This window comes from Streptomyces sp. NBC_01257 (assembly GCF_035917255.1).
Lineage (GTDB): Bacteria > Actinomycetota > Actinomycetes > Streptomycetales > Streptomycetaceae > Streptomyces.
Genome location: NZ_CP108472.1, coordinates 810,603 through 821,856, shown reverse-complemented (window position 1 = coordinate 821,856; position 11,254 = coordinate 810,603). Strand labels below are relative to the sequence as shown.

12 protein-coding genes are annotated in these 11,254 nt (G+C 73.1%); 9 read left to right on the top strand and 3 right to left on the bottom strand.

Features of this window, described 5'->3' with window-relative positions; all coding sequences use genetic code 11:
- Positions 1-29: 29 nt before the first annotated feature.
- Positions 30-1,676, bottom strand: a complete 1,647-nt coding sequence (locus OG408_RS03690; RefSeq protein WP_326668164.1) for an ABC transporter substrate-binding protein — start codon at positions 1,674-1,676, stop codon at positions 30-32.
- Positions 1,677-1,955: 279 nt separating this feature from the next.
- On the opposite strand from OG408_RS03690, the gene OG408_RS03685 reads away from it, so the two are divergent.
- The 8 genes from OG408_RS03685 (at position 1,956) to OG408_RS03650 (ending at position 9,065) form a co-directional block, all read left to right on the top strand.
- Complete coding sequence (locus OG408_RS03685; RefSeq protein WP_285571290.1) at positions 1,956-2,693, top strand: SAM-dependent methyltransferase; 738 nt, start codon at positions 1,956-1,958, stop codon at positions 2,691-2,693.
- A gap of 152 nt (positions 2,694-2,845) precedes the next feature.
- Positions 2,846-3,766 (top strand): NADP-dependent oxidoreductase, encoded by a 921-nt coding sequence (locus OG408_RS03680; protein WP_285571287.1) that lies wholly within the window; start codon positions 2,846-2,848, stop codon positions 3,764-3,766.
- Positions 3,763-4,539 (top strand): GNAT family N-acetyltransferase, encoded by a 777-nt coding sequence (locus tag OG408_RS03675; protein WP_326668159.1) that lies wholly within the window; start codon positions 3,763-3,765, stop codon positions 4,537-4,539. The genes OG408_RS03680 and OG408_RS03675 overlap by 4 nt, the downstream gene beginning before the upstream one ends.
- 241 nt (positions 4,540-4,780) lie before the next feature.
- Positions 4,781-5,992, top strand: a complete 1,212-nt coding sequence (locus tag OG408_RS03670; protein ID WP_326668157.1) for a PP2C family protein-serine/threonine phosphatase — start codon at positions 4,781-4,783, stop codon at positions 5,990-5,992.
- 113 nt (positions 5,993-6,105) lie between these two features.
- Positions 6,106-6,777 (top strand): TetR family transcriptional regulator, encoded by a 672-nt coding sequence (locus OG408_RS03665; protein ID WP_266786927.1) that lies wholly within the window; start codon positions 6,106-6,108, stop codon positions 6,775-6,777.
- Positions 6,774-7,547, top strand: coding sequence for an SDR family NAD(P)-dependent oxidoreductase (locus OG408_RS03660; RefSeq protein ID WP_266786929.1), 774 nt, complete (start codon positions 6,774-6,776; stop codon positions 7,545-7,547). The genes OG408_RS03665 and OG408_RS03660 overlap by 4 nt, the downstream gene beginning before the upstream one ends.
- Before the next feature lie 57 nt (positions 7,548-7,604).
- A complete protein-coding gene (locus OG408_RS03655) occupies positions 7,605-8,645 on the top strand; it encodes an NAD(P)-dependent alcohol dehydrogenase (protein ID WP_326668152.1) in 1,041 nt (346 codons plus the stop codon).
- A gap of 99 nt (positions 8,646-8,744) precedes the next feature.
- Positions 8,745-9,065 (top strand): DUF6191 domain-containing protein, encoded by a 321-nt coding sequence (locus tag OG408_RS03650; RefSeq protein WP_266786933.1) that lies wholly within the window; start codon positions 8,745-8,747, stop codon positions 9,063-9,065.
- A gap of 175 nt (positions 9,066-9,240) precedes the next feature.
- Here OG408_RS03650 and OG408_RS03645 read toward each other — a convergent pair whose 3' ends face one another.
- Entirely contained in the window at positions 9,241-10,083 is an 843-nt protein-coding gene (locus OG408_RS03645) for an oxidoreductase (RefSeq protein WP_266786935.1), read from the bottom strand.
- 92 nt (positions 10,084-10,175) lie between these two features.
- Here OG408_RS03645 and OG408_RS03640 point away from each other — a divergent pair, with 92 nt between their 5' ends.
- On the top strand, positions 10,176-10,820 hold the full coding sequence (locus OG408_RS03640) for a DNA-binding response regulator (protein ID WP_326668147.1): 645 nt from the start codon (positions 10,176-10,178) through the stop codon (positions 10,818-10,820).
- A 61-nt stretch (positions 10,821-10,881) separates the two neighbouring features.
- On the opposite strand, the gene OG408_RS03635 is transcribed toward OG408_RS03640, so the two are convergent.
- Positions 10,882-11,250: a VOC family protein gene (locus tag OG408_RS03635; protein ID WP_326668145.1), complete on the bottom strand. Its 369-nt coding sequence runs from the start codon at positions 11,248-11,250 to the stop codon at positions 10,882-10,884.
- Positions 11,251-11,254 lie beyond the last annotated feature (4 nt).

The window sequence follows — 11,254 nt, the reverse complement described above, 5'->3', positions numbered from 1 at the left end:
CGTTCCTTGGAAGTGGCAGTGGCGGCGGGTCAGGCGGACTTGCGGATGCGGGTCGCCCACGGGCCGATGAACGCGAACGGCCCCTGGTCCAGCAGCACGAACTCCTCGGAGAACGCGGACGCGGTCTGTGCCCACCACAGGGGCAGGTAGGGGAGTTCGGCGCCCGCGGTCCGTACGGCCTTCATCAGTTCCCGGGCGCGGACGTCCTTGTCCGTCGCGGTCTTCGCGGTGTCCAGGGCGGAGTTGACCGCCGTGTTGTCGTAGTGCGCGATGTCCGTCGCGGTGGCCGCCGCGTTGAGGTACGGGTCCGCGAGTTCGGCCGGGTCGCCGGTGACGGGGAAGTACCACAGGAACTGCAGGGGCTGCTTGCCGGAGCCGAGCTCCGCCACCCACTGCTCCAGGGTGATCTCCTTGACGTTCAGTGTGATGCCGATCTTCTTGAGCGAGGCGGCGAGTGCGAGCGCCGCCTTGCCCAGCTGGGGACCGCTGTTGGGGTAGTGGAGTTCGGCCGTGAAGCCGTCCTTCGCCGAGGACCTGGCCAGCTCGGTCCGTGCGGCCGCCAGGTCGAAGTCCGGGGAGGGGATCGCGTCGTAGCCGGAGCGGACCTCGTCCGCCGGCAGCAGATCGCCCCACATCTCGCGGGAGGGCAGCGCGTCGGCGACCTCGGCCTTGCCGTGCAGGATGCCCTTCACCATGCCCGTGCGGTCGGCCGCGTGGGCGATGGCGCGGCGGACGTGCACGTCGTCGAACGGTGCTCGGGACGTGTCGAACGCGAGCGACACCACGGAACGGTCGCCGGTGTACGTGACGCGCGCGCTCGACTCCCAGCCGCGGGCCTCGTCCGACGCGAGGCTCAGGGCGCCGTCCACCGCGCCGGACTTCATCGCGACCAGCCGCGTACCCGCGTCCGGCACGAAGGAGAGCTTCAGCTTCCGCACGGCGGGCCTCTCGCCCCACCAGGCGTCGTTGCGCTCCAGCAGGACGTGGTCGTCGGCGGCGAACTCGGTGATCCGGTACGGGCCGGTCCCCAGCAGCAGCGTCTTCGACGTACCGATCCGCCCCTGGTTGCGGGTGAGGAAGGCGCGGCTGCTCACGAGGAGACCGCCCGCCGTCGTCGTCCAGGCGAACATCGCGTCCGGGGCCTTCAGCCGGATGGTGACCTCGTGGTCGCCGGAGGCCCTCACGGACTCGACGCCCGCGTAGGCGTAACCGAGGGCGGAACCGTTCTTCGGGTCCCTGATGGCCTCGACGGAGGCCACCACGTCGTCCGCGGTGAACGGGCTGCCGTCGGTGAACGTGACCCCGCGGCGCAGGGTGTACACATACGTCCTGGCGTCGGGCTGCTTCCACGACGCGGCGAGTCCCGGCCCCAGCTTTCCGGACGGGTCGACCGACAGCAGGGACTCCTGGGCGAGCACCGCGACCAGGTAGTTGAGGACGCCGGACTCGCGGCCCACGTCGAGGCTGGAGAGCGACGACGGCAGAGCGAGCGTGAGGGTGCCGATCTGCGCGTCGGCGCCCTGCGCACCGGTCCCCGAGCCTGCCGCGCCGTCCCCGGAGTCCTTCGCGGGCGGGGGCGCACACGCGGCGAGCACACCGGACGCGGCGAGGGCGCCCATGCCGGCGAGGCCCAGCATTCGGCGTCGGCTGAGAGTGCCACCCGGTTCCGAAGTCATCGGGAACCATCCATTTCGCTTCGTCCACTGATGCTGCCCAACTGGGCGTGGACAGTATCCGAAGGCTTTGAGGGCGTCAAAGGGTGGCTAATAACTGTCCGAAACGTGGACATCAGATCGTCACTTATGCCATGAAAGGGGTGTAGAGCTCTCCGTGTTCTCGACGGGTGGATATGGCCGTCGGATGGTGACCGCACAGAGCCGGCATTGCGCGCCGGGCCGCCCGGGCGGCAGCGAAAACGACGTGCGCACGGCCGGGGGCGCTGTCAGGCTGCGCCGGTGAACCATGACCACATCTCCGCGCTCGCCCATGCCGCCCACCCGGTCAAGGCCCCGCTCGACGACGACTCGGTGACACGGCTTCTCCGCCATGCCGTCCCCCACGGTGACGCGCGGGCGCTCGATCTGGGCTGCGGGGGAGGGGAATGGCTCCTGCGCGCCCTGGACGGGCACCCCGGCCTGCGGGCCGAGGGCGTCGACATCTCCGAGGGCTCCCTCCGGCTGGCGGGCGAGGCCGCCGACCGGCTCGGTGTGCGCGGGCGCCTCGTGCTGCACCAACAGGACGGCGCCGCTTTCACCTCCCAGGACCCGTTCGACCTCGTCCTCAGCGTCGGGGCCGCGCATGTCTTCGGCGGACTGCTGCCGACCCTCGCGGCCGCCCGCGAGCACCTCGCTCCCGGCGGCCGCGTACTGATCGGTGACGGCTACTGGGAACGCGAACCGGCACCGGAGGCCGTCGAGATGCTCGGGGACTTCTCCGACCTGGCGACCACCCTGGACCTGGTCGCCGCCGACGGCTGGACACCCGTCCACGGCCACATCAGCTCGCGGGGCGAACTGGACGCCTACGAGTGGGCCTGCTGGGGATCCCTCGCCTCCTGGGCACTGGACAACCCCGCGCACCCGGACAGCGCGGAGGTGCTCGAAACGGCGGCGACCCGCCGCACCGAGTGGCTGCGCGGCTACCGGGAGACATGGGGCTTCGTGACCCTGGTGCTGCGCTCCACCTCCGGCTGACTCCGGCCCGCGCCCCGTCGCACCCGCGTGGTCATTGCGGCCCTGTGAACACACCCGCCGCCGGGAATACGTGCGAGGGGAACGGACTTGCTGCTGTCGGGGCGTCCGGTGTCCGGCCCGGGTGCCCGTGCCCGAACAGAGAGAGGCAGACCATGTCCAAGGCGTACGTCTTCACCCGCAACGGCGGACCGGAGGTGGAGGCCCTCGTGGACCAGGACACGCCGGTGCCCGGCCCCGGGGAACTGCTCGTCGCCGTCAGGGCGGCGGGGGTCAACCCGGTGGACTGGAAGCTGCGCGCGGGCTACACCAGGCCCGGCAGCGAGCCCCAGCCGTTCCCCACCGTGCTCGGCAGCGAGGCCGCGGGGGTCGTCGAGGCGGTCGGCCCGGGCGTCGAGGGATTCGCGCCCGGCGACGAGGTCTTCGGCAACCCGGTGACCGGCGGGTACGCCGAACACACGCTGCTGCCCGTCTCGGTGACCGCGCACAAGCCGGCCGGGCTCCCGTTCGCCGACGCGGCGGTGCTGCCGGTCGCGGCCGCCACCGCGTACGACGGGGTGCGTCAGCTCGGCCTCGCCCCGGGGGCCACGCTCCTGGTCACCGGCGCCGGCGGCGGTGTCGGCACCGCCGCGGTCCAGCTCGCCCGCCACGCGGGGGTGCGGGTCATCGGCGCCGCGAGCGCGGCCAAGAAGGACTTCGTCGAGTCGCTCGGCGCCGTGCACGTCGCCTCCGGCCCCGGACTCGCCGACCGGGTCCGAGCGGCGGCGCCCGACGGTGTCGACGCGGTCTTCGACCTCGTCGGCGGCGACACGCTGCGCGAGGTGGCCCCGCTGCTCTCCGACCCCGCCACGCTGATCAGCGCCGGCGGCAAGCCCCTCGCGGTGGAGCTCGGCGGGGCGGCCGTCGAACGGGCCAGGAACGCGGCCGTGCTCGACGAGGTGGCGAAGCTCGTCGTCTCCGGTGTCCTGCGCACGTTCGTCACCCGGACCTTCCCGCTCGCCGGCGCGGGCGAGGCGCTGCGCGCGGTGGAGAGCGGTCATGCGCTCGGGAAGATCGTGATCGAGGTGACCGCGTGAGTCCCGAACGAATCGACCCGGCCGGCGCCGGCGGGGGTGCGCATCCCCTGGACGACCCGGTGGGCACCGCGCTGAGGGGGCCGCACGCCCACTTCGCCGAGCGCCGCGGCCGCATCCTGCGCTACCCGCCGGACGTCACCCCCTGGATCGCCCTGCCGGACCGCCCGGAGGCCGCCGACTGGGCCGACGCCGCGGCACTCGCCGGACCCGGCGGCTCCGTCACCATCACCGCGTTCCACGAGCCGCCGCCGGACGACTGGGAGGTCGTCTTCCACGCCGAGGGCGTCCAGCTCGTCGACGCCGGAGTGGACGCCGCCCCGTTCCCGGAGGCCGTACGGCTCGGATCCGCCGATGTGCCGGAGATGCTGGACCTCGTCGCCCGGACCCGGCCCGGCCCCTTCGAGCGCCGCACAGTCGAGCTCGGCACCTACCTCGGTGTGCGGCGCGACGGTGTGCTGGTCGCCATGGCGGGCGAACGCATGCGCCCGCCCGGCTGGAGCGAGATCAGCGGCGTCTGCACGGACGAGTCCGTGCGCGGGCAGGGGCTCGCCGGCGGACTCGTGCGGGCCGTCGCCCACGAGATCAGGGAACGCGGCGAGACGCCGTTCCTGCACGCCGCCGCCTCCAACACCAACGCCGTCCGGCTCTACGAGGCGCTCGGCTTCGCGCTCCGCCGCCGTACGCCGTTCCTCTCGGCGCTCGTACCGGAGCACCCGCCGGTACGCCGGTCCGGCACCGTACGGGACGACGTCCGTGAGGCAGTCACGCGCTGACGGCCGGCCCGGGACCTCCGGCTCCCGGGGGCCCCGGGCCGTGGCCTTCGGCCGGGGCCCCGGACCCCGGCCCGGGACCTCCGGGCCGCCGAGCCCGGGTCGATGGCTGTTGCCGAAGCCGGTTCCGGGACCTTCGGCGCGACGGCTGGGGCCGTAAGCCTCGTGTGCCGACCGTGGCGGCTCGGGTGCACTGGGAATGAACGCCGGCAGCGGGCCGGCACATCCCAGGGAGGACACCGCCGTGACGATCGGGCTTCAGCACCAGCCGAAGACACGGGAACCCGTGCTCCCGGGGCTGGACCCCGGAGAGGCGGCCGTGCTGGCGCCGAGGGTCGGCAACCGGGCGCTGTTCGGCGGTCTGGCCCTGCTCATCGCGGTGATCGTCCTGCTCGACATGGGCTCGGGCGACGAACTGCGCATCGTGCCGCTCCTGGTCGTCGTGCCCGCGCTCGTCTCCGTCTTCGGCACGGTCCGGCAGACCGTGGGCGTGGCCTCCTGGATCATGGTGGTGGCCGTCATCTCGCGGCTGATGTCCGGCGGGACGTTCTGGGACATCACCAGCAGCGTGCTGTTCACGGTGCTGGCGTGTTTCCTCGGCGTCGGCGCCTGCAAGCTGCGCATCCGCCACGCCACCGAGATAGCCAGGCTGCGCTCCGCCGCCGTCGCGCTCCAGCGCCAGATCCTGCGCCCGCTGCCCATCCTGACCGACCAGGTCGCCGCCCACGGCACCTACGCGCCGATCGAGGAGGACCGCCTGGTCGGCGGCGACATCTACGAGGTCGTCCAGTCGCCCTACGGGACCCGGGTGATCATCGGCGACGTCCAGGGCAAGGGGCTCGCCGCTATCGGCGCGGGCTTCGCCGTACTCGGCGCGTTCCGCGAGGCGGCCATCCGCGAACCCACCCTGACCGGTGTCGTCGACGCCCTGGAGGACGCGGTGGCCCGGCACAACGCCTTCTCCGCCCAGACCGGCGAGCTCGAACGCTTCGTCACCGCCCTGGTGCTCGGTCTCGACGGCGCGGGACGCGTCCAGGCCGTCAACTGCGGCCATCTGCCGCCCCGGCTGCTGCACGACGGAGTGGCGGGCCCCGTCCCGCTGCGCCGCACCTCGGTGCCGCTGGGCATGGCGGAGCTCAGCAGCGAGGCGCGCGTCACGGAACGGCTGGACTTCCCGCCCGGTGCGACGCTCCTGATGTTCACCGACGGAGTGACCGAGGCCCGGGACGCCGCCGGCACCTTCTACCCGCTGGACACCCGGCTCGACCGCTGGGCGGGCCTGGGTCCCCGGGAACTGCTCGACGCGCTCCACGCCGACCTGGAGGAGTTCTCCGGAGGAGTGCGCCGCGATGACATCGCCGTGCTCGCCCTGCGCCGGACGCCGTCCGGCGTGCACCGCTCCGCCCTGCCCGGTCGGGGCGCACAGCGGGCCGCCGAGGTGTTCAGCGGCCGCTGACGGCGCTGCCCCGTACCTCCAGGTCCTGCCGGAGACCGAGCCTCCGCGCGCCCTCACTATGTCCCGATGCGACTTATGTCGCGCCGGGACATTTCTGGGTGTACGGTGCATGTATGAACGCGGAACGGAAGACACCGGAGAGGCGGAGCCGCAAGGCCCGCCGGACCCGGGACACGCTGGCCCAGGCCGCGATCGAGCTCGTGCTCGACCGGGGTCTGAAGGACGTGACGGTCGAGGAGATCGCGGAGCGCGCGGACGTCGACCGCCGCACGTTCAGCCGGTACTTCGCGAGCAAGGAAGCCGCCGTCCTGGACTCGGTCCGCGGCGACGGCGACCGGATCAACGACGCCCTGCGGGCCCGTCCCGCCGGCGAACCGCCGCTCACCGCGTACCGCCGGGCCGTTCTGGACTGGCTCGCGGACCCCGGGGCGCAGGCCTGGCACCGCCGCCCGAGGATCTTCGAACTGCTGGTCCTCGCCCAGCGGGAACCGACCCTCTACGCGGCGTTCCACCACATCCGGGTGGACGCCCAGGAGGACTCGGTCACCCTCATCGCCGACCGGCTCGGCGTCGACCCGCGGCAGGACATCCGCCCCGCCGTCACGGTCGCCGCCGGAGCCGGAGCGCTCCTCGCCGCCCAGGCCGCCTGGGTGCGCGGAGGCTGCCCCGAAGAGCTGCCCCGGCTCGTCGAGCAGGCATTCGACGTCCTTGCGGCGGACCTGCTCACGCAGCCGCCCGCCGGACCGGCGTCACACAGCACCACGGAAGGAAACGGAACATCATGAGCACCACCCCCACCCCCGCCGACCAGGAGTTCGCCGGCCGCACCGCCCTCGTCACCGGAGGGGCCTCCGGCATCGGTCTGGCCCTCTCCCACCGGCTCGCCGCCGCCGGCGCGTCCGTCGTCGTCGCCGACTACGACGAGGAGAGCGCCCGCAAGGCGGTCGCCGCCCTGGAGGCGACCGGCGCCAAGGCCGCCGCCGTGGCCATGGACGTCACCGACCCGGCCTCCGTCGAAGCGGGTGTGCGGTTCGCCGTCGACACCTTCGGAGCCCTGCACCTCGCCGTGAACAACGCCGGCATCGGCGGCCCGAGCAACCCGACCGGCGACTACGCCGTCGATGACTGGAACCGGGTCGTCGCCACCAACCTGAGCGGCGTCTTCTACTCCATGCGCCACGAGCTCCCGGCCATCGTCGCCGCGGGCGGCGGCGCCATCGTCAACATGTCGTCGATCCTCGGCACCAACGGCTTCGCCGGCTCCCCGGCGTACGTCGCCGCCAAGCACGGCGTCGTCGGCCTCACCAAGACGGCGGCACTCGAGTACGCGGCACAGAACGTCCGCGTCAACGCGGTGGGCCCCGGCTTCATCGACACCCCGCTGCTGCGCAACACGGACGGCCCGGCCCGCGACCACCTCATCTCGCTGCACCCGGCCGGACGCCTCGGCACCGCGGAGGAGGTGGCGGAACTCACCGCCTTCCTGCTCTCCGACCGCGCGTCCTTCATCCACGGCAGCTACCACCTGGTGGACGGCGGCTACTCCGCCTCCTGAGTGGCGGACGGGGGACAGGGGGGCGAGAAAGAGAACAGCAGAAGTCAAGGAGGACCCATGAAAGCCGTCCAGTACCGCACCGTCGGCGCCGCACCCGAGGTCGTCACCGTGCCCGACCCGGAGCCCGGGCCCGGCCAGGTGCTGCTGAAGGTCACCGCAGCGGGCGTCTGCCACTCCGACATCGCGGTGATGAGCTGGCCCGCGGAGCAGCTGACGTTCCCGCTGCCGCTCACCCTCGGACACGAGGGCGTCGGGACCATCGCCGCACTCGGCGACGGGGTCGAGGGGCTGACCGTCGGCGACTCCGTCGCGGTCTACGGCCCCTGGGGTTGCGGTACCTGCGTCAAGTGCGCGGAAGGCAAGGAGAACTACTGCCTGCGCGCCAAGGAGCTCGGCATCAACCCGCCCGGACTGGGTGCGCCCGGCGCCATGGCCGAGTACATGATCGTCGACGACCCGCGCCACCTGGTGCCGCTGGGCGACCTCGACCCGGTCCAGGCCGTGCCGCTCACCGACGCCGGCCTCACCCCGTACCACGCGATCAAGCGCTCGCTGCCCAAGCTGGTCCCCGGCGCGACCGCCGTCGTCATCGGCACCGGCGGCCTCGGCCACGTCGCCATCCAGCTGCTGCGCGCCATGACGGCCGTCCGGGTCATCGCCCTGGACGTCACCGAGGACAAGCTCGCGCTGGCCCGCACGGTCGGTGCCCACGAGACCGTCCTGTCCGACGCGCACGCCGCGGACCGGATCCGTGAACTGACCGGTGGCATCGGTGCCCAGGTCGTCCTGGACTTCGTCGGGGCGCCGCCGACCGTCGCCACGGCGGGCGCCGCGGCCGCCATCGACTCCGACGTCACGATCGTCGGCATCGGCGGCGGAGCACTGCCGGTGGGCTTCGGCTCCCTGCCGTTCAACACGTCGGTGACCGCCCCGTACTGGGGTTCCCGGTCCGAACTGGCCGAGGTCCTCGACCTGGCCCGCACGGGCGCCGTCGAGGTGCACGTCGAGACGTACACGCTGGACGAGGCTCCGCTGGCGTACGAGCGCCTGCACGACGGCAAGATCAACGGCCGCGCGGTCATCCTGCCCAACGGCTGATCCCTGCCCGTCCCCGCGGGCCGGCGCATCGCGCGCCGGCCCGCGGTGGCGTGCCGCGGACCGTTGCGCACCTCCCACGGATACGGAGACACTGCCCGCATGGGATTCCTCGTGCTGATGACGCTGCCCGGGCTGGTCATCGGGCTGACCGTCGCCGCCTTCCTCGACCAGCTGCTGCTGCGCGCGGGACGGGCCGGTCTGCTGCCGTGGCGCAACAGCGCGCGGCAGGGCCAGATCTCGGCGACCGGGTTCGAGCAGCTGCACGCGACGTTCTCGCCCGGCAAGCAGAGCGAGCTCAAGGAGCGCCAGAGCGCCCTGCTCCTGCGTGACGACGAGGAGGACGGCGCGCCGCCCCACCGCACCACCGTCGACCTCGACGGCGGCCTCGCCGTCGTCCGCCTCCCCGGTCACAGCGCCTAGGCTCCGTTGCGAGAGTGCTGGTCATGTCCCAGGACACGTGCGGAGATCCTGGCCCTGCTGCACCCCACTTGCCGGGCAGATCCACCACGTGGCGGCGGACGGCTGCCACACGCCGCGCCTGGCCGGCGAGCCGGAGGCGCCGACGGCGGACCCGCCGTGGGCCGACCGGGCCGCGTCAGCCGCGCAGCTCGGCCAGGTCCTCGTCCGTGAGCGTGAGGTCGCGGGCCGCCATGTTCTCCTCCAGGTGCGCGAGGTTCCCGGTGCCGGGGATGGCGAGCATGACCGGTGACGAGGCGAGCAGCAGGGCGAGCTGCACCTGCGCGACGGTCGCGTCCAGCCGGGCCGCGACCTTCTCCAGGCGCCGGGTGTCCAACGGCTCGCGTCCGCCGCCGAGCAGGAAGAACGGCACGTACGCGATGCCCGCCGCCTCGCACTCCGCGAGGAGCGCCAGGTCGTCGGCGTACGGATTCTGCACGCAGGCGACGGGCGCGACGGACCGCGCCTCCGCGAGCTGCGCGGCGTCGATGTTGCTGACGCCCAGGTGCCGGATGAGGCCCTCCCGCTGGAGCCCGGCGAGCACGGCGAACCGCTCGGCGACGGACTCGCCGCCGGGGCCGCTCATGCCGCCGACGCGGAGGTTGACGACGTCGAGCCGGTCGACGCCGAGGGCGCGCAGGTCCGCCTCGACGAGGCCGCGCAGCTGGTCGGGGGTGGCCTGGCCGCTGGGCATGCCGTCGGGGCCGGGGAGCGGGCCGACCTTGGTCGCGATGACCAGGTCCTCGGGGTAGGGGGCGAGCGCCTCGCGGATCAGTTCGTTGGCGCGGACGTCGCCCCGGGCGTAGAAGGCGGCGGTGTCGATGTGGTTCACGCCCAGCTCGACGGCCCGCCGGAGGACCGCGATGCCGTCCTCGGGGGTGCGGGCGGGGCCGTCGAACGTGCTCATGGGCAACCGCATGGCGCCGAAGCCGAGACGGTTGACGGGGAGGTCGCCGCCGAGGGCGAAGGTGGTGGTGGTCATGGCTTCATGCTCTCCGTGGGGGCCGGGGCGGCCCAGCGCGTGGCAGCTTGCTGCCAGACCTGCGGGCTGCGGGATGCTGCGAGACTGGCGGTATGCGGAACGAACAGATCTTCTCGGTCCACGGCGACGCGGAGCTGCTGGCGCGCGCCGGACACCTCCTCGAATCGGCCCGCAACGAGTTCCTGTGCGCCGCCCGCACCCTGACGACGTGGCCCCGGCCCGCGACGTGGACGACGCCGGGCCCCGACTTCACGACCCGGAAGCTGCTCACCCCGGCGGCCCTCACGGACGAGGCGACCAGGGACCACCTGCGGCTGGTGCTGGGCGCGGGTGCCCAGGTGCGCATCACCGACGCGGAGCTCCCGCACGAGACGATCATCATCGACCGCCGCGTCATGATCCTGGCCGGCCGCGAGGCGCCTGCCGGCCGCGAGTACTCCGTGACGACGTCGAAGAACATGATCGACGGCGTCCACTCGCTGTTCGACGCGATGTGGAACCGGTCGGCGGACTACACGACGTACCTGGCGACGGACACCCCGCACCTGAACCCGGAGTCCCGCGCCATCCTGGAGGCCCTGAGCACGGGCCTCACCGACGCGTCGGCCGCCCGTCGGCTGGACGTCTCCCTGCGGACGTACCGCCGCCGCGTGGCGGACCTGATGGTGACGCTGCAGGCCGCCTCGCGCTTCCAGGCGGGACTGAGGGCCGGGGAACTGGGGCTGCCGGGGCGGTGAGGGCGGGGCGTCACGGCGGGGGCCGTGGGGTCACACCCTCCGAACGTGTGCCGAGGTGACGTCACTCCGCCGGGGTCGCCTGCGTGACGTTCACCGCGTTGCCGTCGGGGTCCCGGATGTGGGCGACCCTCTGCCCCCACGGCATGTCCTTGGGGCCGCTGCTGACCGAGCCGCCCAGCGCCTCCACCCGGCCGAGGGTCTCGTCGACGTCGTCGACACCGATGCTGAGCAGGATCCTCGGCGCCGCCCCGTCCCCCGGGTCCGGCTTGGTCACCAGGCCGAGGTCGGTGTCGCCGATGCGCAGGCCGAGGTAGAAGGCCGGACCTGCCGCCGGCACCCGGAAGATCTCCTCGGCGCCGAACAGGTCCGTGTAGAACCGGCGCAGGACGTCCTGGTCGGCGGTCAGGATCACGGGCTGGATGGTGGACATGGCA